At 72.7% G+C, this 25,690-nt stretch carries 24 protein-coding genes; 10 read left to right on the top strand and 14 right to left on the bottom strand.

The annotated features are described in order from the left end of the window. Positions 1-3 precede the first annotated feature (3 nt). The 4 genes from ACWD4U_RS10255 to ACWD4U_RS10240 all read right to left on the bottom strand — a co-directional run bounded on the left by ACWD4U_RS10255 (position 4) and on the right by ACWD4U_RS10240 (position 2,634). A complete protein-coding gene (locus ACWD4U_RS10255) occupies positions 4-579 on the bottom strand; it encodes a chloramphenicol phosphotransferase CPT family protein (protein WP_363450438.1) in 576 nt (191 codons plus the stop codon). A 133-nt stretch (positions 580-712) separates the two neighbouring features. Next, complete coding sequence (locus tag ACWD4U_RS10250; protein WP_363450440.1) at positions 713-997, bottom strand: SHOCT domain-containing protein; 285 nt, start codon at positions 995-997, stop codon at positions 713-715. 40 nt (positions 998-1,037) lie between these two features. After that, a complete protein-coding gene (locus ACWD4U_RS10245) occupies positions 1,038-1,499 on the bottom strand; it encodes a DUF6325 family protein (protein WP_363450442.1) in 462 nt (153 codons plus the stop codon). A 157-nt stretch (positions 1,500-1,656) separates the two neighbouring features. Continuing rightward, entirely contained in the window at positions 1,657-2,634 is a 978-nt protein-coding gene (locus ACWD4U_RS10240) for a TerC family protein (protein WP_363450444.1), read from the bottom strand. Positions 2,635-2,861: 227 nt separating this feature from the next. On the opposite strand from ACWD4U_RS10240, the gene ACWD4U_RS10235 reads away from it, so the two are divergent. Next, the gene (locus ACWD4U_RS10235) at positions 2,862-4,706 is read left to right on the top strand and encodes an eCIS core domain-containing protein (RefSeq protein WP_363450446.1); all 1,845 of its coding nucleotides are present in this window, start codon (positions 2,862-2,864) and stop codon (positions 4,704-4,706) included. A 7-nt stretch (positions 4,707-4,713) separates the two neighbouring features. Here the strand turns inward: ACWD4U_RS10235 and ACWD4U_RS10230 are convergent, their stop codons facing one another. The 4 genes from ACWD4U_RS10230 to ACWD4U_RS10215 are packed head-to-tail and all read right to left on the bottom strand — an operon-like array spanning position 4,714 to position 6,924. Beyond that, entirely contained in the window at positions 4,714-5,928 is a 1,215-nt protein-coding gene (locus tag ACWD4U_RS10230) for an RNA polymerase sigma factor (RefSeq protein ID WP_363450448.1), read from the bottom strand. Position 5,929: 1 nt separating this feature from the next. Further along, positions 5,930-6,283: a YciI family protein gene (locus ACWD4U_RS10225; protein WP_363450450.1), complete on the bottom strand. Its 354-nt coding sequence runs from the start codon at positions 6,281-6,283 to the stop codon at positions 5,930-5,932. Between the two features lie 57 nt (positions 6,284-6,340). Continuing rightward, complete coding sequence (locus ACWD4U_RS10220) at positions 6,341-6,823, bottom strand: dihydrofolate reductase family protein (protein ID WP_363450452.1); 483 nt, start codon at positions 6,821-6,823, stop codon at positions 6,341-6,343. Further along, positions 6,730-6,924 (bottom strand): hypothetical protein, encoded by a 195-nt coding sequence (locus ACWD4U_RS10215; RefSeq protein WP_363450454.1) that lies wholly within the window; start codon positions 6,922-6,924, stop codon positions 6,730-6,732. Before ACWD4U_RS10215 ends, ACWD4U_RS10220 begins: the two co-directional genes overlap by 94 nt. 187 nt (positions 6,925-7,111) lie before the next feature. Here ACWD4U_RS10215 and ACWD4U_RS10210 point away from each other — a divergent pair, with 187 nt between their 5' ends. The 3 genes from ACWD4U_RS10210 (at position 7,112) to ACWD4U_RS10200 (ending at position 13,671) form a co-directional block, all read left to right on the top strand. Then, positions 7,112-8,101, top strand: coding sequence for a rod shape-determining protein (locus ACWD4U_RS10210; protein WP_363450456.1), 990 nt, complete (start codon positions 7,112-7,114; stop codon positions 8,099-8,101). A gap of 259 nt (positions 8,102-8,360) precedes the next feature. Then, on the top strand, positions 8,361-10,145 hold the full coding sequence (locus ACWD4U_RS10205; RefSeq protein WP_363450458.1) for a discoidin domain-containing protein: 1,785 nt from the start codon (positions 8,361-8,363) through the stop codon (positions 10,143-10,145). 121 nt (positions 10,146-10,266) lie between these two features. Beyond that, a complete protein-coding gene (locus ACWD4U_RS10200) occupies positions 10,267-13,671 on the top strand; it encodes a discoidin domain-containing protein (RefSeq protein ID WP_449787159.1) in 3,405 nt (1,134 codons plus the stop codon). A 66-nt stretch (positions 13,672-13,737) separates the two neighbouring features. On the opposite strand, the gene ACWD4U_RS10195 is transcribed toward ACWD4U_RS10200, so the two are convergent. Beyond that, entirely contained in the window at positions 13,738-14,409 is a 672-nt protein-coding gene (locus ACWD4U_RS10195) for a type 1 glutamine amidotransferase domain-containing protein (protein ID WP_363450460.1), read from the bottom strand. A gap of 85 nt (positions 14,410-14,494) precedes the next feature. Between ACWD4U_RS10195 and ACWD4U_RS10190 the strand changes: the two genes are divergently transcribed. Both ACWD4U_RS10190 and ACWD4U_RS10185 read left to right on the top strand, forming a co-directional pair. Next, positions 14,495-15,307, top strand: coding sequence for a MarR family transcriptional regulator (locus ACWD4U_RS10190; RefSeq protein WP_363450462.1), 813 nt, complete (start codon positions 14,495-14,497; stop codon positions 15,305-15,307). Next, positions 15,304-15,966, top strand: a complete 663-nt coding sequence (locus ACWD4U_RS10185; protein WP_363450464.1) for a TMEM175 family protein — start codon at positions 15,304-15,306, stop codon at positions 15,964-15,966. The genes ACWD4U_RS10190 and ACWD4U_RS10185 overlap by 4 nt, the downstream gene beginning before the upstream one ends. A 363-nt stretch (positions 15,967-16,329) precedes the next feature. On the opposite strand, the gene ACWD4U_RS10180 is transcribed toward ACWD4U_RS10185, so the two are convergent. From ACWD4U_RS10180 to ACWD4U_RS10165, 4 genes are all read right to left on the bottom strand, one after another. Then, positions 16,330-17,070 (bottom strand): protein kinase family protein, encoded by a 741-nt coding sequence (locus ACWD4U_RS10180; protein WP_363450466.1) that lies wholly within the window; start codon positions 17,068-17,070, stop codon positions 16,330-16,332. Positions 17,071-17,544: 474 nt separating this feature from the next. Further along, positions 17,545-19,869, bottom strand: coding sequence for an NB-ARC domain-containing protein (locus ACWD4U_RS10175; protein WP_363450468.1), 2,325 nt, complete (start codon positions 19,867-19,869; stop codon positions 17,545-17,547). A 56-nt stretch (positions 19,870-19,925) separates the two neighbouring features. Next, entirely contained in the window at positions 19,926-20,402 is a 477-nt protein-coding gene (locus ACWD4U_RS10170) for a hypothetical protein (protein WP_363450470.1), read from the bottom strand. Between the two features lie 290 nt (positions 20,403-20,692). Next, positions 20,693-21,358, bottom strand: a complete 666-nt coding sequence (locus ACWD4U_RS10165; protein ID WP_363450472.1) for a peptidylprolyl isomerase — start codon at positions 21,356-21,358, stop codon at positions 20,693-20,695. Positions 21,359-21,620: 262 nt separating this feature from the next. On the opposite strand from ACWD4U_RS10165, the gene ACWD4U_RS10160 reads away from it, so the two are divergent. The 4 genes from ACWD4U_RS10160 (at position 21,621) to ACWD4U_RS10145 (ending at position 24,924) form a co-directional block, all read left to right on the top strand. Next, positions 21,621-22,508 carry a serine hydrolase gene (locus tag ACWD4U_RS10160; protein WP_363450474.1) on the top strand — a complete coding sequence of 296 codons (888 nt, stop codon included), beginning with the start codon at positions 21,621-21,623 and terminating at the stop codon, positions 22,506-22,508. Positions 22,509-22,783: 275 nt separating this feature from the next. Beyond that, a complete protein-coding gene (locus ACWD4U_RS10155) occupies positions 22,784-23,305 on the top strand; it encodes a MarR family winged helix-turn-helix transcriptional regulator (protein ID WP_363450476.1) in 522 nt (173 codons plus the stop codon). 91 nt (positions 23,306-23,396) lie between these two features. Then, complete coding sequence (locus tag ACWD4U_RS10150; protein WP_363450478.1) at positions 23,397-23,951, top strand: hypothetical protein; 555 nt, start codon at positions 23,397-23,399, stop codon at positions 23,949-23,951. 106 nt (positions 23,952-24,057) lie between these two features. Beyond that, positions 24,058-24,924 carry an NmrA family NAD(P)-binding protein gene (locus ACWD4U_RS10145; RefSeq protein ID WP_363450480.1) on the top strand — a complete coding sequence of 289 codons (867 nt, stop codon included), beginning with the start codon at positions 24,058-24,060 and terminating at the stop codon, positions 24,922-24,924. A 53-nt stretch (positions 24,925-24,977) separates the two neighbouring features. Here ACWD4U_RS10145 and ACWD4U_RS10140 read toward each other — a convergent pair whose 3' ends face one another. After that, positions 24,978-25,493, bottom strand: coding sequence for a hypothetical protein (locus ACWD4U_RS10140; RefSeq protein WP_363450482.1), 516 nt, complete (start codon positions 25,491-25,493; stop codon positions 24,978-24,980). Positions 25,494-25,690: the final 197 nt, after the last annotated feature.

The raw sequence follows: 25,690 nt of genomic DNA, 5'->3' as shown, positions 1-25,690 counted from the left end.
GCCTCACGCGGTCAGCCGCTCCCCGCCCGCCAGGAAGCGTCCGCGCAACCGGGTGAAGGCGGTCGGGCCGGCCCGGTGCGGGAGGAACTCCTTGATCCGCTGCGCACATTCCAGCGGACTCGCCACACCGGTGTCGCACTCCAGGTCGTAGTCGCCGTGCGCGTGCACGAGGCCGTACTGGTGCGCCGCGAGTCCCGGCGGGCGATCCCCGCGGGCCAGCTCGCGGCGGACCAGCTCGTCCAGCGGGCAGTGGACGCCGACGAACACGACGTCCTCGGGCCGGAGCACCGTCAGGCAGTCGAGCAGCCGCCACGGTTCGCTCAGCACGTGGTCGACCACGATGTCGTTGCCCACCTCGGCCATCGCCGCGACGGAACGGTGGAAGCCCATCCTGGTCCGCCGCAGCGCGACGTCGAGCTCCTCGGCCCCGAACTCCCGCTTGGTGCGCATCGCGTTGAAGCCGTCGACCGCCATGTGGAAGAACACGCCGTCGTCCAGGATGTCCAGCAGCTCCCGGGCGATGCTCGACTTCCCGGAGCTGGACGTGCCGTTGAGGAAGATGATCCGACCAGACGTCATCTCACCATGATCACATGATGGTCCGGGACGCTGCTCCGAGCCCGGCATCGAAACAGCCCACGACGGCCGGCGCCGACCCCGACCGTCCTCGGTCGCGGGTTCCGCCTGCCGTGTGGGCTGTTCGGGGGACGGCTCAGCCGCCCAGGATCCGGGCCTTCTGCGCGGCGAACTCCTCGTCGGTGAGGACGCCCTGTTCCTTGAGCGCCGCCAACTGCTGGAGCTGCTGCAGTTGCTGGTCGACGGCCGGCGCTGCGGCGGCGGGCGCCGGCGGCGGCGCGGCGGGTTGCTGAGGGGCCGCGTACTGGGCGTTCTGGTCGGCCCAGCGACCCGCCTGCCGGCGGGAGACGCGGTTGGAGACCGCGGTGGCGGTCCCGGCGACGACGGCGGTGCGGGCTACCCCGCGGAGCAGTCCGGGCATGGGGTTTCTCCAATCGGTGGTGGCGGGGCGGCTCCGGCGGTCAGGCTCCGGACCCGAGCGTCTCGATCGAGTCGAGGACCTCCACGAGGTCCTGCAGCGGCACCCGGCCGCTGGCGATCATGTGGGCGTCGGCCCGGCGCAGGGCCGCGGCCAGCGGCGCCGCCCACCGGTTCTCGTACAGCAGGACGACGGCGGTGTCGCCGGGCTCCAGGAGCGCGCCGGCCTCGGCGAGGTCGGACTCGCCGAGCAGCCCGGACGAGGCGCCGTGGAACACCGCGAGGTCGAGCTTGCCGTCGCCGTCGAGGTCGGCGATCTTGACGACGCCGATGTCGCCGTCCGTGCCCTTGCGGACGAAGGTCAGGTCGAGCACGCGGATGATTCCGCGGTCGACCAGGTCGATGAGCAGCGGCAGGCCTTCGCCGGTCATCCGGCTGCCCGGGAAGGAGATCACCAGGTAGTCGATCGGGCCGAGTTCGTCCGTTGCTCGGATGTGGTCGCTCACGTCAGCTCCTGAAAGGACGCCGTCCGGCCGCCGATGCCGACCGGGGGCCGGCGGTTTCCCGGCCACGGCCCGCTGCCACGCTAACGCGCGGTGCCGGACCCCGCGCGCCGCGCAGTACCGCACCTCGCGGAGCGACCGCCGTCCACCGGCACCGGCCTCAGGTGGCCGCGCCGCCCCGGTCGTCCGACGTCCGGGTGGCCACCAGGCTGGCCACGGTGGTGACGGCGAGCACCACGACGATGAAGGCCAGCGAGAAGGCGATGCTGATCTCGGGGACGTGCACGCCGCTCTCGTGCAGGGCGTGCAGGATCAGTTTCACGCCGATGAAGGCGAGGATCACCGACAGCCCGTAGGAGAGGTAGACGAGCCTGGTCAGCAGGCCGCCGAGCAGGAAGTACAGCTGGCGCAGGCCCATCAGCGCGAAGGCGTTGGCGGTGAAGACGATGTACGGGTCCTGGGTGAGGCCGAAGATCGCGGGGATCGAGTCCAGGGCGAACAGCATGTCGGTGGTGCCGATGGCCACCATCACGGTCAGCATCGGGGTGATCACCCGGCGGCCGTTCTCCCGGACGACCAGTTTGGTGCCGTGGTAGGTGTCGGTGGACGGGACGCGCTTCTTGATGGCCCTGAGCAGCCGCCCCTCCTCGAACTCCTCGGCCTCCTTGTCCTCCTTGTCGGCGCCGGCCTCCTTCAGCAGCTTGACGGCCGTCCAGACCAGGAACGCGCCGAAGATGTAGAACACCCAGGAGAAGGTGGAGACCAGCGCGGCGCCGCCAGCGATGAAGATCGCCCGCAGCACCAGGGCGATGATCACGCCGAACATCAGCACCCACTGCTGGTAGATCTTCGGCACCGCGAACTTGCCCATGATCAGGATGAACACGAACAGGTTGTCGACGCTGAGCGACTTCTCCGTGACGTACCCGGCGAAGAACTCGCCGGCCGGCTTCGACCCGCCGTACCACCACAGGAACCCGCCGAACAGCACGGCCAGCGCGACCCAGACCGCGGTCCAGACCCCGGCCTCCTTGATGGAGACCTCGTGCGGCTTGCGACCGCCGATGAAGAAGTCGGCCACGATCAGCACGACCAGCACCGCGATGGTGCCGGCCCACAGGCCCACGGAAACGTCCACGACCGGTCCTCCCGGCAGGTAGGCGACACCACATCCTCACCGCCGGAGATCGTTTCCCCGCGTGCGGCGCGCCCGTCGGCGGGGTCGGGCGCGGTGGGCGGGCGGTCTACGACGATGGGCGGATATCGGCGCGCAGCGGCGTCCGGCTGCGGGGCGATCCGCGTACCGTCACCGGCAGGACGGGGGCCGGAACCAGCTGGGGGGCAGTGATGGGGACGCACAGGGCCATGGCGGCGGGGACACGCCGCGGGTTCGAGGAGTTGTTCGGCGCGGGGTTCGCCGAAGTCCGGCTGCACGAGGGGTACTTGGGGGCGGACGGGCCGGTCGCCTGCGCGCACGGCACCGACCTGGCCTTCGCGCCCGGCTGGTACGACCCGGGCACAGCGCTCGGGCGGGAGGTCATCGGGCACGAGCTCGCGCACGTGCTGCAGCAGCGCTACGGCCGGGTCCGGCCGGCCGGGCAGGACCCGGCGGCCGACGCCGCGCTGGAGGCGGAGGCGACGGCCGCCGGTCGGCGGATCGCGCGGGGGCTGCCGGTGCGCATCCCGGGCGTGCCGCGCCGCGCGGGTGGGCGGGTGCACGCGACGGCCGTCACGCAGCACTACACCGTGCACCCGGCCGGCGGCGCCGCGCCGTTCGTCGTGGTCGGCGGCGGGGCGCACCACGCGCCCGTGCAGCCGCAGGACTCGTTCATCGGCCAGGTCAAGGCCGGCGGTGGCAGCTCGTTCATGACCGCGGGGCCGGCTCCCGTGGTCCGGCTGGCCTCGACCAACCCGGCGGCGGTGACGCTCCGAGTGTCGGCGAACAGTCAGATCGCCATCGAGGACTGCGATCTGGGCCTCCGTCAGCCGAAGTGCTTCTACGCCACCCAGGCCGTGGTCACCGCGAGCAACGACCGGCTGGCCCTGATCGGGTCCGACTACCGGCTCGTCGCCGACCCGGTCGGGCCGAACCAGCGCCGGATCACCATCGGCGGCAACACCCTGCTCCGGGTCCTGCCGCAGAACGTCGCCGTGCCGGCCGTCGGGCTCGCCGTCACCGGGCCGCAGCAGTGCAACCTGATGATCGAGCACGTGATCGGCCAGACCGCGCCGGTCCCCCGGTTCGAGAACGACCCGCACGTTCCCCCGGCCCACCTGATCGAGTACAACGTCGCCCGCGCGCTGCTCACCGCGCCGCTGCCGCCGCCGATCGACGTGAGCACGCCGCTGAACGCGGCCAACACCGGCCGCACCATCGCGGCGGCCTACGGCGCGGCGGCCCACGCCCCCACCGCCGCGTTCACCGGCCTGCTGCAGACCTTCGGGCTGAACCAGTTCGCGGCGCCCGGCGTCGGAGAGGGCTTCCTGACCAGCGGCCTGACCGACGTCGCCCCGGGTGTCGCCCTGGTCCAGGGCGGCTACCCGACCCACACCGACCACTACCGGCCGGTCGGCGGCGCCAACCCCGTCCTGCTGGCGAGCCGGAGCTGGGGCGACCACTGGGCGGGTGTGGTCGCCGCCGACGGCAGCGACGTCGTCACGCTGGAGAACTACGCCCGCAACGCCGAGGACGGCGTGGGCGGCCACGACTCCCGGTACTACTTCCAGCTGTACCAGACCGACCCGGCCGCGGCCGGTACGACCTGGCACGCCGCCTGGACGACCGTTCCGATGGCTGCCATCCCGCCGCCCGTCCCGGTCGTCGCCCCGCCGCACCCCGCGCCCACCCACCAGCCGGTGACGCCGGGCGTCCGCAGCTTCGCCAACCCGATCACGCTGCGCGTCGCCCGTCCCGAGGCCCGCTGGGACGCCATCGCCGACACCCTCTACGCGGCCGTTGCGCTCAACACCATCAAGGACGACCACAACCTCGTCGGCCCGGCCCCGGACGCCCACACCGAGATCCTCAACGTCCTCAAGGGCCTGCGCTACGCCAACGTCCGGCTCGCCGCCGCCCAGAACGGCGACCCCGGCCGGACCGCCGCGTGGCTCCTCGCCCTCCACAACGCCGTCGCCGCGCACCGCTGGGAGGGCAACATCCAGGCCCTGCTGTACACGTACGGCCGGATGTTGGCGCTGCACCACCTCTGACACCAGGTCAGGACAGCTCCCTCAACCGCCGTTCCAGGAACTCGCGTTCGGCGTCGTTCCCGGTGCGGGCGAGCGCCGCCCGGTAGGCCGGCGCCGCCTCGCCGGGGCGGCCGAGGCGGCGCAGCAGGTCGGCGCGGACGGCGTGGAACAGGTGGTGGTCGGCGAGGTCGAGGGCGTCGACCAGGGCCAGCGCCGCGCCCGGTCCGTCGACCTCGGCCACGGCGACGGCGCGGTGCAGCGCCACGACCGGGGTCGGGGCCAGGGCCATCTGCTGGTCGTAGAGCCGGACGATCTGGCGCCAGTCGGTGGCATCGGCGGTGGCGGCGTCGCAGTGCACGGCGTTGATCGCGGCCTGCAGTTGGTACGGGCCGGGGCGGTCGAGGCGCAGGCAGCGGCGGACCAGCGCGTGGCCCTCGGCGATGAGCGCGCGGTCCCACCGCGTGCGGTCCTGGTCGGCGAGCAGCACCAGGGCGCCGTCGGCGGTGGTGCGGGCGCGCCGACGGGCGTGGGTGAGGAGCATCAGCGCGAGCAGGCCCAGCACCTCCGGTTCGTCGGGCATCAGCTCGGCGAGCAGGCGGCCCAGCCGGATCGCCTCGGCGCAGAGCTCCTCGCGCAGCGGCTCGGGGCCCGAACCGGTGGTCAGGTAGCCCTCGTTGAAGACCAGGTACACCACGGCGAGCACCGGGCGCAGCCGGCCCGGCAGCTCGGCGTCGCCGGGGACGCGGTACGGGATCCGCGCGTCGCGGATCTTCGCCTTGGCCCGGACGATCCGCTGGGCCGTGGTCGACTCGCCGACCAGGAAGGCCCGGGCGATCTCCGCCGTGGTCAGGCCGCCGAGCAGGCGCAGGGTCAGGGCGACCTGCGCGGTGTCGGCCAGGGCGGGGTGGCAGCAGGTGAAGATCAGGCGCAGCCGGTCGTCCTGCACGGGTCCCTCCTCCGTCGTCCCGCCCGGGGTGTGCAGCAGCACCGCCTCGGCGTGGTGGGCGCCGCGCGCCGCCTCCCGGCGCTGCCGGTCGATCGCCTTGCGGCGGGCCGTGGTGATGATCCAGCCGGCGGGGCTCGGCGGCAGCCCGGCGGCCGGCCAGCGCTCGGCGGCCACGGCGAACGCCTCCTGGACCGCCTCCTCGGCGAGGTCGATGTCGCCGGTGAGGCGGATCAGGACGGCCACCGCGCGTCCGTACTCCGCGCGGAAGACCCGTTCGACCTCGGCTGCCGACGCCACGTCAGTTCTCGGCCTCGCCCCGGAACGGCCTGACCTCGATGGGCAGCGTGGTGGCCAGCGCGTACCGCCGGCCCCATTCCAGTGCGGCGTCCAGGTCGGGGGCCTTGATGACGGTGAACCCGCCGAGGTGCTCCTTCCCCTCGACGAACGGGCCGTCGGTGACCAGCACCTCGCCGCCGCTGGGGCGCAGCACGGTCGCGGTGTCCGGATCGTGCAGGCCCTGCCCGAACACCCACGACCCGGTGGACTCCAACTCCTCTCGCAGCACCGCCAGTTCGGCCATCACCTGGCGGAGGAACTCCGGTGGCGGGACGGTGCCCTGCGGCTGGTACATCGCGAGCAGGTAGAGCTTCATCCTGATGCGCCTTCTCTCCGTGCGTGTCGTGCGGTAGGTCTCGATCGGTGCGTTCGCTCAGCACGTCTCGTAGGTGGCGATGATCACGCCGGTTCCGGTCGGCACGCTGTCCACCAGCCGCATCCGGCTGAGCGGACCGCGGTCGGGGAAGAGCCGCCGGCCCGACCCGAGGACCAGCGGGTGGACGGAGAGCACGAACCGGTCCACCAGTCCGGCCGCGGCCAGCGAGCGGACCAGTTCGCCGCTGCCGAGCACCACGAGGTCCTGTTCCAGTTCCTTCTTCAGGTCCGCGACGGCGGCCGCGGCGTCGCCGGTCAGCAGGACGGAATTCTGCCAGGGCAGCGGTTCCTCGAGGGTCCCGGACACGACGTACTTCGGCGTCCCGTTCAGCTTCTCCGTGTACGGGTTGCCGTCGGTGCGCTCGGCCCACGCGCGTGGAACTCCAGCTAGGTCCGCCGCCCGAAGAGCATCGCCCCGGTGGCGGCCATGCCCCGTCCCATCACCTCCATCATCACCGGGTCCGCGTACGGCGCTCCCCACCCGCCGTGCTCGAACCCGCCCCGGGTGTCCTCGTCGGGACGGCCCAGCCCCTGCATCACGCCGTCCAGCGTCACGCTCTCGGTGACCACGATCGCCGCCATCGCGCACGCTCCTCTCCACCGGCGAACGGCCCGTGCCGCTCGCTCTCACCCCCTACACGAACGGGACCCGACGAAATCGACACCGCCGACGGAATCCGTTCGGCCGGAGCGGAACGGCAGGGCGGAACGGCCCGGCCGCGGCGGTCGTTGGACCGCCGGACGGTGCGGACGGGGTGGGAGTGGCGGCATGCTCTGGTGGGCGCTGGACGACATCCGGCTGCAGGTGACGGGGCGCAGCGCGCGGTTCTCGCAGGTGGTGGTGGAGCTGGCGTGGAATCCGGGCGCGGGCCCGGCGGCGGCGGGTGCGGTGGAGGAGGTCGCGCGCGGCATGGCGAACGCGCCGTGGTTGGGGGCGCCGATCGGGTCGGTGGTGCTGGTGGCCGCCGGCGGCGAGGCGCATCCGGGGGTGGGCCCGGCCGTGGGCACGGTACGGGAGTTGTGGCCGGCGGCCGTGGTGCGGGTGGTGGACGAGGCGCTGGCCGCCGTGCTCGGGGCGGGTCTGGCGGCGGAGCCCGCCGCGTGCGTGGTGGTGCACCAGGACGCCGAGCGCACCTCGGTCGCCGTGGTCGCCGGGCGCGAGGTGGTCGCCGGCGGCCTGGCGGTCGGTGGGGCTCGGGGTCTGGCCACGGCGCTGATCGGGCATCTGCGGGCCGCGCACCGCCTGGACGTCGGCCCGCAGATGGCGTGGGCGTCCGTCGTCCACGGCGGCGCGTTCGCGCCCTCGCCGTGGGTGTCCGAGCCCGGGCCGGTGTACGGCAGTGTGGTGCCCTGGGACGGCAGCGGCCCCCGGGAGCCGGGCCGGGCCACGCTGCAACCGGCCGAGACCCGCGCCGTCCTGACGCCCGCTTACCTGCGGGTGGCGGAGCTCGTGACGCGGGTGCTGCGCGACGCGCCGCCGGAGGTGGTGCGACAGGCCGCGGTCGGCGGACTGCTGCTGACCGGTCCGCACCCGCCGGGCGCGGACCTCCACCTGGCCGGCCTCACCGGGCTCCCCGCGCAGGCCGTGGCCGAGCCGGGACGCGGCGCGCACCGGCCCCTGGTGCTCCTCGACGGGGTGGCCCGCCTGCTCGCCGAGTCGCCGCCCGAGCCCGCCCTGGGCGATCCCGCGGAGGCCGAGCAGCGCCTCCGGGACGCCCTCGCCCGCCTCACCGCCCTGCTGGGCGGGGCACCCCGATGAGCACCTTCGCGTTCCGCGCCTGAGCACCTTCGCGTTCCGCGCCGCGGACTGACTCCACGGCCTGAATACACGGCCCGTTTCGGCGCGGTCCCGGCCCCGCGCACCCAAAAAATGGGAGAGCGCTCTCCCGCTTGACATGCATTCTGCCAGGTCATCACACTGCTGGTGCGAGAGAGCGCTCTCAGCGCTCACCCTCTCTCTCGTTGCGCGTCCGCACCTTCCCCCACCCGCATTGCACGCGCGCCCGAGGAGCCGCCGCATGCCCGTTTCCCGGATCCACTTCCGCTGGAGGGCACCCCTGTGTGCCTTCGTCACCGTCGCCGCCCTGCTGGCCGGCCTGGTGCTCGCGCTGAGTCCGGCGCCGCGCGCCCACGCCGCGGCGAGCCTGCTGTCGCAGGGCAGGCCCACCACCGCTTCCTCCGTCGAGAACGCGGGGACGCCGGCGTCCGCCGCCGTCGACGGCAACACCGGCACCCGCTGGTCCAGTGCGTTCGGCGACCCGCAGTGGCTGCAGGTCGACCTCGGCTCCAGCCAGAGCGTCAGCCAGGTCGTCCTGCAGTGGGAGACCGCGTACGCGACCGGGTACCGGATCCAGGTCTCGAACGACGCGGCCACCTGGACCACCGTCTACTCCACCACCACCGGCGCGGGCGGCACGGAGACGCTCAACGTCGCAGGCACCGGCCGGTACGTCCGGATGTACGGCACCGCCCGGGCCACCCAGTTCGGTTACTCGCTCTGGGAGTTCCAGGTCTACGGCGGGTCCGCGCCGACCGCCTGCGGCACCGCGAACGCCGCGCAGAACCGTCCCGCCACCGCCTCGTCCGCGGAGAACGCCGGGACGCCCGCGTCCGCCGCCGTGGACGGCGACGCCGGCACCCGCTGGTCGAGCGCGTTCGGCGACCCGCAGTGGCTGCAGGTCGACCTCGGCACCGTCCAGAGCGTCTGCCAGGTCCAGCTCCAGTGGGAGACCGCGGCCGCGAAGGCGTACCAGATCCAGGTCTCGAACGACGGCGCCACCTGGACGGCGATCTACTCGACGACCACCGGCGCGGGCGGCACCGAGAGCCTGAACGTCACCGGCACCGGCCGCTACGTCCGGATGTACGGCACCGCGCGCACCACCGCCTACGGCTACTCGCTGTGGGAGTTCCGGGTCTTCACCACCTCCACCGGCTCGCCGACCCCCACCCCGAGCCCGACCCCGACGCCCACCGGCACCGCCGACCCGTTCTGGGGCGACACCGGCAGCATCCCGGCCGCGAAGAACGTGCTGATGGTCAAGGTGCTGAACCGCACCAACGGCGCCTACCCGGACAGCCAGGTGTACTGGAGCTTCAACGGGCAGACGCACTCCATCGCGGAGCAGCCCTACCTGGACATGCCCGCCAACTCCTCCGGCCGGATGTACTTCTACCTCGGCTCGCCGACCAGCAGGTACGCCGACTTCATCGAGTTCACCGTCGGCCCGACCGTGTTCAACGGCAACACGACCCGCGTCGACGCCTGGGCGCTGCCGCTGGCGATGCGGCTGCACTCCGCCGACGGGTACGACGTCCAGGTCGGCGACGCGCAGCAGGTCTTCACCGAGAGCCGCACCCAGCTGTTCCAGGACTTCGCGAACGCCGTCCCGCAGGAGTTCAAGGTGCTGGCGCAGACCGAGGCGCCGTACCGGATCATCGCGCCGGGCAGCGACCCGAGCTTCCGGACCGGCGGGGTCAACGCGAACTACTTCACCGCGTACGCGAATTCGGTCGGCATCAACGAGACCACCTCGAACATCTTCGGCTGCGCGGGGACGCTGGCGAACGACGCGGGCGGGTGCGCGGCGCTCAACCGGCACGTCGCCACGCTGCCGCAGTCGCAGTGGTCCGACCCGAGCAAGTACTACTCGGCCGGTCCGGCCAACTACTACGCCAAGTTCTGGCACGACCACGCGATCGACGGGCTGGCCTACGGCTTCCCGTACGACGACTACGCGGGCCAGTCCTCGTACATCTCGCACGCGAACCCGCAGTGGCTCGAGGTCGCCGTCGGCTACTGAGCCCCTGCCGCATCCCCCACCCACTCGTCTGCGAGGCGACATCGTGAACCTACGTGCACTTCGCCCGGCCCACGCTCCGGGCTCGACCCCGACCTCCCGGTCCCGACACACCGTCAGCACGCTGTGGACGGCGGCGTTCGCCGTCCTGGGCCTGCTCGCCGCGCTCCTGGTCTCCGGCGCGCCCAGCGCGCACGCGGCCGCGACCCTGTTGTCGCAGGGCAGGCCCGCCACCGCATCGTCTGTCGAGAACGCCGGCACCCCCGCCACGAGCGCGGTGGACGGCAACGCGAACACCCGCTGGTCCAGCGCGGCCGCCGACCCGCAGTGGCTGCAGGTCGACCTCGGCTCGACCGCGACGATCACTCAGGTCGTGCTCCAGTGGGAGACGGCCTCCGCGAAGGCGTACCAGATCCAGGTCTCGGCCGACGGCGCGAACTGGACGTCGATCTACTCGACGACCACCGGCCCGGGCGGCACCGAGACGCTCAACGTCACCGGCACCGGCCGCTACGTCCGGATGTACGGCACCGCCCGGAACACCGGCTACGGCTACTCGCTGTGGGAGTTCCAGGTCTTCGGCACCACGGGGACCGGCGGGGGCGGCGCGACCTGCGGCACGCAGAACGCGGCGCTGAACCGGCCGGTGACCGTGTCGTCGCAGGAGAACGCCGCCTTCCCGGCGGCCGCCGCCGTCGACGGTGACGGTGGCACCCGCTGGTCCAGCGCGGCCGCCGACCCGCAGTGGCTGCAGGTCGACCTGGGCTCCATTGTGACGATCTGTCAGGTCGCCCTCAGCTGGGAGGCCGCGTACGCCACGGCGTTCCAGCTCCAGACCTCGACCGACGGCGCGAACTGGACGTCGATCTACTCCACCACCACCGGGACGGGCGGCACCCAGACCCTGAACGTCACCGGCACCGGCCGCTACGTCCGGATGTACGGGACCGCCCGGGCCACCCAGTTCGGGTACTCCCTCTGGGAGGTCCAGGTCTTCACCGGCGGCAGCGGCAGCACGCCCTCGCCGTCCCCGTCGCCCACCGGCGGCGGCAGCTGCGGCACCGTCAACGCGGCGCTCGGCCACCCGGCCACCGGCTCGTCGACCCAGGACGCCAACCCCGCGTACGACCCGTTCTACGCGACCGACGGCAGCACCCTGACCCGCTGGTCGAGTGCGATCGGCGACCCGCAGTGGATCGACGTCGACCTGGGCGGGAGCCTGCCGATCTGCCAGGTGGTGCTCCAGTGGGAGAACGCCTACGCCTCCGCGTTCCAGATCCAGACCTCCACGGACCGCACCAACTGGACCACCGTCTACTCCACCACCACCGGGACTGGCGGCACCCAGACCCTGAACGTCACCGGCACCGGCCGGTACGTCCGGATGTACGGCACCGCGCGCGGCACGGGGTACGGGGACTCGCTCTGGGAGATCGTCGTCCACACGATCGGCAACCAGACCGTCACCATCCCGCCGCCCCCGCCGCAGCCCGCGCCGGGCAACTGCCCCTGGATCAACGAGCCGAACGTGGCCGTCGCGACCCGGGTCGCCCAGCTGATGGGCGCGATGACGCAGGATCAGAAGGACCGGATGCTCTACGGCACCGATTCCAAGGTCTACATCGGTCAGATCGCCGGCCAGCCCGCGCTGTGCATCCCGGACGTCAACTTCGAGGACGGGCCGACCGGTGTCGGCGACGGACTCGGCGGCGTCACCCAGTTCCCCGACGGCGAGGTGTCCGCGGCCACCTTCGACCCGGGCTACGTGCACGACTTCGGCGTGGCGATCGGTCAGGAGTTCGCCGGCAAGGGCGTGAACGTCTCGCTCGGCCCGACCATCAACATGGTGCGCGACCCGCGTTGGGGCCGCGCCTACGAGACCTTCGGCGAGGACCCGTACCTGACCGGCGAGATCGTCAGCGCGGACGTCCAGGGCATGCAGAGCCAGTGCGTCATGGCGGAGGTCAAGCACGCCGCCGCGTACAACATCGAGCAGCCCGCCGCGCCCGGCAACGAGATCGTCGACAGCCGCACCCTGCAGGAGATCTACCTGCCGGCCTTCCAGACCGCCATCGAGAAGGGCGGCGCGGCGGCGCTGATGTGCGGCTACAGCATGGTGAACGGCGAGTACTCCTGCCAGAACCCGACGGTGGAGAACATCCCGATGTACCAGCAGGCCGGGTTCCAGGGGTTCATCACCTCCGACTGGGGCGGCATCCACTCCACCGTGCCGTCGGCGAACGCCGGCGAGACGGTCGAGATGCCCTTCGGCGGCTTCTTCGCCGCGTCGCTGGTGCAGGCCGTCGCGGCGGGCCAGGTCACCCAGGCCACCTTCGACACCATGGTGTCCCGGGTGCTGACCCAGATGTTCCGCTTCGGCATGTTCGACAAGGCGCCGAGCGGCTCCACCACCGCCATCGTCGCCACCCCCGCGCACCGCGAGGTCGCCCTCCGGGGTGCCGAGGAGGGCACGGTGCTGCTGAAGAACAACGGCGTCCTGCCGCTCGACCCGAACGGCGGCCGGTCCGTCGCGGTGATCGGCACCCAGGCCGGCCCGGGCGTGATCACCGCCGGCGGCGGCAGCGGCACCGCCACCAGCACCGGCACGTACACCCCGCTGTACGGCATCCAGCAGCGCACCGCCGGGACGAACACCACGGTCGCCTACGACGACGGCACGAACCAGGCGAGCGCGGTGGCGCTGGCGCGGTCCTCGAACGTGGCGGTCGTCTTCGCGTCCGACAACTACGGCCACGAGGAGGCCGACAATCCCACGCTCAACCTGCCCGGCGACCGGGACGCGCTGATCGCGGCGGTGGCCGCGGCCAACCCGAACACCATCGTCGTGCTCAGCGACAACTCGGCGATCCTGATGCCGTGGCTGAACCAGGTCGCGGGCGTGTTCGAGGGCTTCTACCAGGGACAGGAGTTCGGCCAGGCCATCGCGGCGCTGCTGTTCGGCGACGTGAACCCGTCCGGGCACCTGCCGATCACCTTCCCCGCCTCGCTGTCCCAGCTGCCGGCGAGCACCACCGCGCAGTGGCCGGGCGTCAACGGGACCGTGCAGTACTCCGAGGGCCTGCGCATCGGGTACCGGCACTACGACGCCGACAACCTCACCCCGCTGTTCCCGTTCGGGTTCGGCCTGTCGTACACCGGCTTCGCGTTCGGCAACCTGCAGGTCGGGCCGCTGACCAACGGTCAGGCGACGGTGACCGCCACCGTCACCAACACCGGCAGCCGGGCCGGGACCGAGGTGGCCCAGCTGTACGTCGGCGACCCTGCCTCGGCCGGCGAGCCGCCGCACCAGTTGAAGGGCTTCCAGCGGATCACCCTGAACCCCGGTGCCTCCGCCCCGGTCACCTTCACGGTGACCGCGCACGACCTCGCGCACTGGGACACCGCGTCCGGCAACTGGGTCGCGACGGCGGGGAGTTACCAGATCCTGGTCGGTGACAGCTCCCGCAACCTGCCGCTGACCGCCAACCTCACCAACCCGACCACCGTCACCGCCAACGCCATGGACTGACCCCGCGGCGTGCTCCGTGTGGCGGCTGCCCCCCGGCAGCCGCCACACGCTGTTGTGCGCCCTTGGTCAGGCGCCGATGGCGGCGATGACGGCCTGGGCGACCTTGCGGCTGGAGTACTGCTGCTGACCGGTGATCAGGCGGCCGTCGCGGACGGCGAAGGGCTTGAACAGCCCGGCGCTGATGTAGTGGGCACCCCGCGCGCGCAGGGCGTCCTCCGCGCGCCACGGCATGATCCGCACGCCCGCGGCCCGGTCGCTGTACTCCTCCTCGGTGTTGGAGAAACCGGTGACGGTGCGTCCGGCGACCAGCGCGGTGCCGTCGGCGAGCTCGCAGTCGACCAGCGCGGCGACGCCGTGGCAGTACGCGGCGACGATCTTCTCCGCCTCCCAGAACGTCCGGATGGCCCGGTGCAGGGCCTCGTTGTCGCGGAAGGTGAACATCGGCGACTGGCCGCCCGCGATCAGCAGCGCCTCGTACCGGTCCAGGTCCAGGTCGTCGAGGGCGGGCGTGGCCTCCAACAGGCCCGCGAGGTCGGGGGTGTTCACGAATCCCATCGTGATCAGGTCCTCGGCGGACCACCTCGAGGCGTCCCGGGGATCGGACAGCGCGTCCATCTCCACCGTGCCGCCGGCCGGCGACGCGATGGTGACCCGGAAGCCGGCCTCGGTCAGCTCGTAGTAGGGGTGGGTGAGTTCGGCCCCCCAGAAGCCGACGGGCCAGTGGTTGTTGCTGCTCACGGTCGGGTTGGCGACGACTGGGTCGAATCACTTTGCTTGAGTCCAAGCATTCGATCCAACGGATGTATTCCTCTATCCTTGAGCCATGGAGGACAACAGCGGCGTCCGCGACAGCGTGGACGCGATCCTTGAGCAGTGGCACCACGAGCGCCCCGACCTCGCGGTGGCGCCGGTCGGGGTGGTCACCCGTCTCGCGCGCGTCCGCGGCCACCTCGACCTGGCACTCGCCGAGGTCTTCGCCGGATTCGACCTCACCCCGGCGGACTTCCAGGTCCTGGTCCACCTGCGCCGCGCCGGCTCCCCGTACCAGCTCGGCCAGGCCCGCCTCATGGACTCGCTCGGCCTGACCTCCGGAACGGTCAGCGTGCGCCTGACCCGCCTCGAACAGCGCGGTGTCGTGGTGCGCGAGCCCGACCCGGACGACAAGCGCAGCTACACCGTCCGGCTGACCGACAGCGGCCTGCAGCTGTTCGACCGGATCGCACCGGAACACCTGGCCAGCGAGGACCGCCTGCTGTCCGCCCTCGGCCCGGACGAGCAGGCCCAACTCGCCGCGCTGCTGCGCAAACTCCTCGTCTCGTTCGAGCGCGTCGGGCCGCACGCCGCCCGGATCTGGGGCGCCACCCTCGAACCCGCCCGCATCGCCCGCCAGACCCGCGCCCTGGTCGGCCTGACCGACCGCACCGGCCTCCTCGTCACCCGCGTCGACCCCGACAGCCCCGCGGACCGGGCCGACATCCGGGCGGGCGACCTGATCACCCACCGCGGCGCCGCGCAGGTCCGCACCACCGCGGACCTCGCCGCGCCCGACGACCGCCCCGTCCCACTGCGGCTGCTGCGCGCCGACGAACCGTTCGAGACCACCGTCGACCCGACCACCCCCCTGGACTCCGCGTGAACGACGACACCTCCCCGATCGACGCGAGCGCACGAGCGGCGGACTTCAGCACCAGCCGCCTCGAAGCCTTCAGCGACGGCGTCTTCGCCATCGCGATCACGCTGCTCGTCCTCGACCTCAACGTCCCCGAGCCCGACGGGCTCGACGGTCAGTCCCTCGCCTCGGCGCTGGCGCACCAGTGGCCCGCCTACTTCGCGTATCTGACCAGCTTCCTGGTCATCGGCATCATCTGGATCAACCACCACGCCATGTGCGCCCTCGCGCGCCGGGTGGACCGCCGAACCCTGTTCGCCAACCTGGTCCTGCTGCTGACCGTCTCCGTGATCCCCTTCCCCACCCGCCTGCTCGCCACCTACCTCACCGCCCGCGACGCCGACGCCCACACCGCCGCCGCGATCTACGCCGCCACCATGGTCGCCATGAGCGCCGCCTTCTCCCTCCTCTTCCTCTCCTTCACCCGCGACGCCCGCACCCTGCACACCCCCGTCCCCCCGGAAGCCCTGCGCGCCGCGCGCCGCCGCTTCGGCATCGGCGGCATCTGCTACCTCGCCGCCCTAGGCATCGCCTACGTCAGCCCCGTCGCCATGCTCGCCACCCATGCGCTCATGGCCCTCTACTACTGCTTCGACCAACTCGCTCCCGCGCGCTCCTCGCGCTGACGGGTCTGATGCCATGACGCACTGTCAGGTCCCGCTCGGCGGGGGCGGCCTGGGCCGGGGCAGGTCGTGGCATGTCCGCGGCCGGAAAATCCGCAGGTCACACCCCTGTTCACCGCCCCGTCACCGGGTCTAGCATTCCCGCCACGGCGGCCTCACCACAGCCCCCTCCGGGCCGTCGCGCAGAGCAGCCGCGCCCATGACCCCACCTCGCGGCTGGCCTCCCACGGCCGGGCCCCAGGGACCACCCCCGTGTCCCGGGCCCGGCCGCTGCGCCGCCCACGCCCGCTGCTGTGCCGCCCACGCCCGCCCGCGTGATCCATCACCGCACCGGCGGGTCTCCCCCGAGTCCGGTCTGTCACCCCGTCAGACAACCGCCACGATCGCGTACGCCGTCACCGCGACCATTCCGGCCAGGATCACCGCGACCAGCACCCGTCCCAGCGGTCGCCGCTCCTCCCCCTTGTCGATCCAGAACCGCCCCGGCACGGCCGGCCGTCGGGCCGACTCCCCCGCCAGCCGGCGCAGCCGGACGGCGACCCCCTCGGTCCGCTGCGGATCCTGCGCCCCCGACTCCTCCCCCAACTCCGCTATCAGCACGCCCAGTTCGCCCGCCCCATCGGGCGCCGCCGGGCCTCCGAGCAGTTCGTGCATCGTCTCGCCGAGCGCCACCAGGTCGGACCTCAGCGGCGGCGCGACCGTCCCGAACCCGAGGATCTTCACGACCCCGTCCGACGTGAGCACCAGCCGCTCAAGCCCGATCCCACCGTGCGTCACCCCGGCCCGATGCGCGACCACCAGCGCCTCCGCCACCTGGGCCCCGAACTCGGCCACCTGGTCCGCCCGGTACCACCCGTCCAGCAGATGGTCCTCGAACGTGTACCCGTCGACCCACTCCCTCACCAGCACCGGCCGCCCCTCACACTCCCCCACCTCCAGCGCCCCGACGATCCCCACATGCCGCAACCACACCCCCGCCCCCGGCACCCCGCCCAACACCTTCACCACGACCGCCCGCCCCGCCACGACATCCCTCGCGCACCAGACCTCCCCCACCAGCCGCCCCTCGATCCGGTACCGCCCACCGACCACGTCACCGATCTCCACGCTGCCGCCCCCTCTCCCCGCGTCGCCTGGAAATCCGCGCGACGGCCATGGCGGCCAGTGTGCCGCAACAGGCTGTCGCCGCCGGCTTCGCGTACGGCCGACGAAACCCCGGCGATGCTGCCTAGGAGCCTTCGATCGAACGAGAGCCGCAATGGGGTGGTCGCGGGCCGGTCGGCGCCACGCGGTCCACACCTCGGTCATTCCGGCATGAGGTCGTCGCTGGCGCACACCGCCTGCTGGAGGAGCTCGAGGGCATGGGGCGCCTGTTCCCGACCGATCACGGCGATGTCCACCACGTACTGGCCGTAACGCAGTTCGCCGTACCAGCGCTCGCACCCGTCCGCCGAGTCGCTGTGGACGAGGCAGGAGTAGGACTGCGCGTCCGCCTTCGAGCTGCCGGCCAGCTCGACCGGCGGCGTGGTCCACGGCTTCCCGTTGTCCGTACGCCGGTGGGGGTGAGCGGCTGGACGAGGGCTACCTCCCTCGTAGCCACCCCCTGCCCCGGGACTGCTCCTGCCAGTACGTGAGTGCCTGCTGGGTGGTCGCGAGGTCGGGATGGTCTGGGCGGAGGACACGCAGTTGCTCGTTCAGCAGGTCGGAGAGGAGGGCCACTGCGCCGCGAGGGTCGCCGGACTGGCCGCGCCAGCGGGCGAGGGCGGCCCGGGTGCGGAAGATCGCGGACCGGTCGGTTGCCACCGCGTACGGGTTGGACCACGTGCCCCGAGCACCCTGGGCGATCTCGCGCTGCTCCATGCGGAGTTGGTCGTTGAGCAGGTCGGTCAGGACGGTCACGGCCCCCCGCGCGTCCCCCGATTCGCCCAGCCAGTGGCCGAAGCGGAAACGGGCGTCGAAGGTGCCCCAGCTCGCCGGCCCGAACGTGCGGGACTGCTCGTTGACGACCTGGCGGTACATGACTACCGCCCCGGCCGCGTCTCCCGCCTTGCCCTGCCACTCGGCGGCGTCGCGGCGCAGGGTGAAGTCGGGCGGGCCCGTCCATCCGTCGACGGCCGCGATGTAGCCGTCATCGGCGAGCAGGTCGCGATAGACGCGTGCGACGCCCGGCAGGTCACCGGCCTGTTCGAGCCAGTAGGCCAGGCGGTAGCGCAGCTCGGTGACCTCCTTGACCAGGCGGATCCGCTGGGCGGGGTACAGCTCGTACTCCGGTGCCAGCAGGGCGAGTTGGTCGTCGATCACCCGACGGTACTCGGTGATCGCGGCGGTGAGGTCGCCGGATTCCGCCCGCAGCCGCGCGATCCGGCCGCGCAGCTTCGTCACGGACTGGTGCCGGGCTCCCAGCCGGTCGGCCGTCGTCGCCAGGAGCGCTTCGAAATAGTCCAGTGCGGCCTGTGGCCGGCCGTCGTCCGCCAGCGTGTCGCCCACCCGGAGCACGAGGTCGTGCAGCTCCTGACCGGTACTCCACCCGTACCGGAGTCCGGGCTCGCCGGAGCCCAGCATCACGGCCGGGGCATTGCGGGTCAGCGCCTCGACGTTGGAGCGCAGCACGTCCGGGGGGAAGTCGAGGGCGCGTGAACGCAGGTGCGGCGCCTGATCCCTCGGGGGAACCAGGAAGAACGTCATCGAGTTCGCCTCGTCCGCCGACTTCCGGGACGCGACGAACAGCAGGTTGGCGGCCACGTCGGCCAGCTCTGCGGCCCGGCTCGCGGGCACGCCCTCGCGGACGGCTCGCTGGACCATCGGGTGGACCCGCACCGACCGGTCCTGGTTCGCCGGGTCGTAGTCGAGCAGGCTCCACCGGTGCAGCAGCGCGAGCGTCTTGTCGGTGCGCTCGTCCGGCTCCGCGTCCTCTGCCGGGCGGTCGGTCCGCTGCCGGTCGAGGTACCTGACCGCCTCGGTCAGCACCGCAGCCGGGATGCCGTCGGAAGCCAGCGGCGCCGCCAGTTCCAGCAGCATCCGCGCCGTTCCGACCGGCTCCATGGCGTCGGCGCGCTCCAGCGCGAGGTCCCAGGCCTCGGGCAGCGGCACGCTCTGCTCGTCCGGCAACCCGCCCGGGTCCGGCACGAGGTCGGCCAGCCGCCGACCGTCGTCGCCGAGCAGGCGGAGGTAGTCGGCGCAGCTCAGACCGGTGCTGCCCAGGTAGGCGGCCGCCTGCGCGAGCGCGAGCGGCAGGTGTCCCAGCTCGCGGGCGAGCGCCTCCAGTTGCTCGGGCGGCTCGACTCGGCCGGAGGCGGCGAGCGCCGCTGTGAGGTAGCCGAAAGCCTCGGCGGAGCTGAACGACGGCACGGTGACCACCTGTCGGCTGGGCCCCTCGCGGGCCACGTCCCGGCGCCAGGTGGTGACCAGGGTCCGCCCCACGGGCTGGTCCGGCGGCCAGAGTCCGCGCAGGTCGTCGGGGTCGACCACACCGTCCAGGACGATCAGCCGGCGAACCGTCTCCCCGTCCCCGCCCGGCCGGAGCCAGGCCAGGAATTCCCGCGCGCCCTGCTCCGGATCGGCCGGGGCACGACCGGTGATCTCGGCGATGGCCTGGGCGTAGGCGGCCAGGATCGCCGCGCGGCTGCCGGCGGTGACCCAGACCAGCAGGTCGAGTTGCCCGGCCTGCCAAGCGGTGCGGGCCTCGTTCGCGGCCAGCTGAGTCTTGCCGGCCCCGGCGGCGCCGACCAGTATCCGGCAGCGCGCAGGGATGTCGGGAGTATCGACAACGGCCCGGCGCTGGAAGCAGTGCGCGGTGTTCGGGACCGCCCCGACCCGGTGCGGCCAGACGGCCGGGGCATGCCGGCCGGCGTAGTAGGCCACCTGGTCGGCGTGGCCGACGGCGAAGCTGTGGTTGCTCGCCTGCACCCCTGCGAGCGGCGGCGGTGGCGAGGTCGGTGACGGGCTTGGCGTGGCCGGTCCGTTCAGCCCTGGGACGGATCCGGCATCTGAGGGTGGCCGATCTGCACGCCCCCGTGGATCACACCGGCGGCGACCGAACCCTCCTGGGCACTGATGTGCACGTCTCCGCCGACCGCCATCCCGCCGTCCCCGGCCGACACCTGGGCCTGGGTCGCGCTCTCGGCCAGCAGCTCGCGCAGCGCCTCGCCGGCGCGCACGCGCTCGTCCTCCGGCAGGTCCTCCAGGAACGCCTCGAACCGGGCCTGCCAGGAGGCCTCCTGGCGGATCCGGAGCCGCTCCAGCTGCCCGCCCTCAGCCGCCGCGAGCTCGGCGGCGGTCCGGCCCAGCCGCTCCAGCTCGGCACTCTCACGCTGGGCGTTCCCCCGCCCGAACCAGGCGGCCACCCGGCCTCGGAACCCCTCCCAGGCCTGGGTACCGGCCGCGGTCATCACCGCCGTCCCGCCGGACATGGCCAGTGCGGTCAGCGTCTCGGACAGCATGCACAATCCCCCTGTCGACAACCGTGACCTCGACCGTACCGCGAGCCGGGCACCGCGCCCAGCCGGATATTCACGCGGCTACGCAGGCGAGCAAGGATAAGTGACTGATCGTCAGTAGTGTCGACCAAATCGTCACCCTGAAGCGCCGAAGGCGGTAATCGAGCTGAGTCCACGTCAGTTCCGCAGTTGACAAGGTCGCGGGCCGATGACGAGTGTGCCCGGGTGTGCACTGGGGGGTGAGGACGGCGCCCGGCCGCACGAGGAGGGGGTGCGGCCGGACGGCGGGCGGGTCAGTGCTTGCTGATCTGGACGTTGCGGATGTTCACGGGGAGCGTGGGGAAGCCGTCGCCGGGGTTGTTCTGGTCGTCCTCGCCGCCGGCTGCGATCTTCTGCAGGACGTCGAGCCCGGAGGTGACCTGGCCGAAGGGGGTGTAGGCGGGCGAGAGCTTGGTGTCCTTCCAGACGAAGAAGAACTGGCTGCCGTTGGTGTTCGGGCCGGCGTTGGCCATGGCGACGGTGCCGGCGGGGTAGGTGGCGCCGTCCAGGTTCTCGTCCGGGAACGAGTAGCCCGGACCGCCACTGCCGGTGCCGGTCGGGTCGCCGCACTGCAGGACGAAGATCCGCTGGGTGGTGAGCCGGTGGCAGTGGCTGCGGTCGAAGAAGTCGCGTTCGGCCAGGAACCGGAAGGAGAAGGTGGTGCACGGTGCCTTGTCCGTCAACGCCTTGAAGGTGATGGCGCCCTGACTGGTCTTCAGCGTCGCGTTGTAGGGCTGAGCGGCCTTCTTCGCGTCGAACACCGGGATGCCCTTGAAGTTGTCCGCCGGGACGGCCGGCGTGTAGGTGCAGCCGGCCGCGAGAGGGGCGGCGGGCTCCGCGGCTCCGGCGGCCGGGACGGACAGAGCGAGCGGCACGAGGGTCGCGGCAGCGGTGAGCAGTGCCCAGGACTTGCGCTTCATATGGCAACCTTCCCAAACGGTTTGGCGAGGACCTGCCATACATGCCCACTCCCCCGACGGCCACACCCCGCCATTCGCCCGCCTGGCCCTTGCACCCACCCTCGCCCACGCGATCCGGCAGCGGCGGACGTTCTCAGCGCCTGCTCAGCCGCGGCTCATCGCCGACCAAGGTGCGCGTCCGAGCATCGTCGCCATGATGGCACCATCGAGGTCACGGGCAGCCGCGCGCAGGCGGCGGCGGACGAGGCGACTCTGGCGGGCGGTGGCAGTGGTGGTGGCGTTCTCGGCACTCGGGTCGTGGCTGGTCTTCAACCACCCCGCGACCGGCACCCCGGTCAGCACCGCCGCCGCGGCCGTGTCCCCACCCTCACCCTCACCGAGCAGTGCAGCCACGGCCGCGGCCGAAACAGCCCCGCCCACCACCACGGCCGCTGGCACCGCCGAGGCGCTCGCGGACGCGGTCGACGCCCCCGGCGGCCACTTCGCCGTCACCGTCGCCGACCCCGCGTCCGGCGCGGAGGCGACCTACGGGACGGACAGCTTCGTCACCGCGTCGATCGTCAAGGTCGACATCCTGGCCGCGCTGCTCCTGCAGACCGGCGGCGAGCTGACGGACGATCAGAGGTCCGCCGCCGCGCTGATGATCGAGCAGAGCGACAACGACGCCGCGACGGCCCTGTTCCAGGCGGCGGGCGGCGCGACCGGGCTGGACCAGGCGAACGCCACGTTCGGTCTGACCGCGACGGTCGCCGGCACGGACGGCTACTGGGGCCTGACGTCGACCACCGCCGCCGACCAGGTGCGGCTGCTGCGGGCGGTGTTCACCGACGACTCGCCGCTGGACGCGGCCTCCCGCGGTTACCTCGGGCAGTTGATGGGCCGGGTCGTGGACGGCCAGGGCTGGGGCGTCTCGGCGGCGGACCAGGGCGGCGCGGTCGAACTGAAGAACGGCTGGCTGCCCCGGACCAGCACCGGCCTCTGGGTGGTCAACAGCATCGGCCGCGTCCAGTACGACGGCCGGGACCTGCTGGTGTCGGTGCTCAGCGACGGCTCGACCACCCAGGACGAGGGCGTCGCCCTGGTCGAGTCGGTCGCCTCGGCCGCAGTCCGGGTGTTCACCGCCTCGGGGAGCACCTCCCCGCAGCCGTGACCCGGCTCAGCGCGAGCCCCACCGGGCGACCTCCGCTTCGACCTGCGCGGCCTCCATGGCTCGGCCCCGGGCGGCACAGCAACTCGGCCTGGCCGCTCAGGGTGGCGAGGAAAGCGGGCAGGCAGAGCTCCGACGAGGCCGCGCTGGGCACGAACTATCTTATCCCGAACGCCAGTTGAGGACATTCCGGCGGCTGGCCGACTGCACCGTCCGGTGCGTCCGGGTCCACCGGCCCGGCTTGACCGGGAATCTGATTAGGTGCCATATTAGTTCTCGTGACCCAGCCTCCCGAGATCGGATCCGGCGCGCCCACGCTCGACCAGGCCCGCCGCCAGATCGCCCGCTACGGCCTCACGGCCGATCCGCAGGCGGTGCTGGTCGCGGCGCGGCTGATGGCGGCCGGCGCCCGGATCGGTCAGGCCGGCGAGGTGCACTTCGGTCGCTTCGGCCTCTCGACCGGCCGTTACCGACTGCTGTCCGACCTGGAGGACCACGGCGGCGAGAAGTCACCCTCGCAGCTCGCGCAGAGCCTCGGCGTCTCCCGCGCGACCGTGACCGGCCTGGTCGACGGCTTGGAACGCGAGGGCCTGGTGGCCCGGCGGCCGTCCACCGAGGACGGGCGCGGCAACGTGGTGATCCTCACCGCACGCGGCGCCGACAAGCTGCGCGACCTGGCGCCGGAGCACTTCGACCGGATGCAGGGCCTGGTCAGCGGACTCACCCAGGAGGAACGCGCCACCTTCCTCGACCTCCTGGCCCGCGTGGTGGCGGGCATCGACGCACTCACCCGGGACTGACCCAGCCAGGCGGGCCGCTGCACGGCCCGCCTTCCTTACGCCCACATAGTTAGCTACCTAAGCATATTCACATTGCCAGAGAGGAAGACCCATGGCCAAGAAAGCCCCCGGCGCTCCCCCGCCCTTCGTCCTGTGGCGCGAGGTACTGGTCGCCTACGCCATGCCCGCCGTGTCGGCTGGTGTCGGCGGATTCATCACCCGGCAGCCGGAGTTGGTGATCGCGGCGTTCACCACCATCGGCGGCACCTCCGCCCTGGTGGCCGCCGCACTCGGCGCCACGCTGCAGCGCCGCCCCGTCCGCGCCCGGGCCCCCCGCACTCCGCGCGCGCTCGCCGCCGCCGTGCTCGGCCTGCTCGCCGCAGCACTCGCCCTCGCCGTCGGACTCGCCGCCGCCCGCTGGCTACCGCACCTCCCGCACCTCGCCCACAGCCCGTGGCCACGCCGACTCCCGATCGACCTGCCGATCTCCTCGACCCTCGCAGCCACCATCACCACCTGGCGCTGGCGCGGCAGCCGCAAGCCGGACCACCGGCACCCCACCGCACCCGCATCCCACCCCGCATCCCACCCCGGGTTCCGACCCGAGCCCGCACCCGAGTTCCGGCCCGAGTTCCGCCGCGAGTTCAGCCCCGACTCCCGCCCCTGATCCCACGTCGAACCCCGTCGCCGATCCCATCCCGCCCCCGCCCCGAACCCCTCCCCACATCGCGCCCCCAACTCGTTCCCGAACCCCGTTCCGAAAGGCATACATCGTGATCGTCATCATGGGCGCCGGCGGCGCCACCGGCGGTGCCACCCTGCGCAGCCTCGCCGCCCTGGGCGTGCCGACCCGCGCCCTGAGCCGCGAGCCGGCCCGGCTGGCGGCCGCGCTCGACTCGCAGACGCTCCGTCAGACCGCGACCGTCCCGGCCGATGCCGCCGATCCGGAGTCCCTGCGGGCGGCCTTCCACGGGGCGCAGCAGGTGTTCCTCACCATGGCCAACGGGCCGCACCAGGTCCGGTACGAGCTGAACGCGATCGAGGCGGCGGTCGACTGCGGCGTGCAGCACATCGTCAAGGTCTCGGCGCCCGCCGCCGAGCCGGACTCGCCCGTCGCGGTCTCCCGCGGGCACCACCTGATCGAGGAACGGCTGCGCTCGACCGGCATCACCGCCACCGTGCTGCGACCGTACGCGTTCATGCAGAAGCTGCTGCTCCTGGCACCCGGCATCGCGGCCGCCGGGCTGGTGCACGGCGCGATGGGCGGGGCGCGGTGCAACTACGTGGACGTCCGCGACATCGGGGATGCGGGGGCCGCGGTCCTCACCCTGCCGGAGCTGGCCGGCGGTACGTACGCGCTCACCGGCGGACGGGCCTTCAGCTACCCGGAACTCACCGCGCTGCTGGGCGAGTTGATCGGCCGACCGATCCGCTACCTGGACCTCGGACCGGCCGAGCTGCACGCCCACCTGGTGGGCCAGGCCGGGATGCCGGACTGGCTGGCGGGCCACGTGGTGGAGATCCAGCAGTTGGCGGTGGCCCGCCCGGAGACGCCGGACGACGCCTTCCTCCGCCTCACCGGGCGCGCCCCTCGCACCTTGGAGGCCTTCCTCGGCGAGAACCTGCACCACTTCCACTGACCCTCGATCAGCACGGCGGGCCGGACCTCCCGGGACACCGGACGTCCGGCCCGTCAGCCGCGGTCAGCCAGATCGGCCGGATCGGCCGGCTCCGCCAGCACCCCGCGCGCCAGCTCGTGCAGCTCGGCCACCAGCTCCGCGTACCGCGCGTCCGAGACGTACTGCCGCTCCTCCGCGTGGTGCACGAACGCGCCGATCGGCCACAGCGGGGAGCCCGGGTCGTAGGCGATCAGCAGGCAGTGGATCCGCCACGCCGCGCCCTCGGGGCTCAGCCGACCCGCCAGCAGGTCCTCCAACGCGTACCGGGCCTGCGCCCACTCGCACTCCTGCGAACTGACGGGCAGTCGCAGGGCCGGGCCCAACTCCTCGGCCACCGCGGCGAGCAGGCGCCGCGCCTCCAGGTGGTCCCACTCGGGCAGCACCGCGAGCTCCCACAGGGTCGGCGCGTCCGCCCCGCCGACCAGCGCGGCCCGGGCCGCCGACACCGCCACCGCGGCATCCCGCACGCCGTCCGCGCCGTCCTCGATCAGCAGGCGGCGCACCGGCTTCAGCGCTTCGTCCAGGTCCATGCGCGGGAGCGTAGCCACCGACTCCCACCTGCGGCGACGGGTTTTCCGACCCGAAACGCCGTCAGCCCGACGACTGGCCCCGAGCCGGCGGCCAAGGCCGACCGACCACCCGAAGCCTGACCCGCCGTCACACTCCCCGGGCCCCGTACGCGCCGACCGGCCGCAGGGCCCGTGACCAGGGCACTTGACCGGGCGAT

The organism is Kitasatospora sp. NPDC002522, from assembly GCF_053595195.1.
The sequence above is the reverse complement of the archived record's forward strand: the minus strand, read 5'-3'. Positions and strand labels throughout refer to the sequence as shown.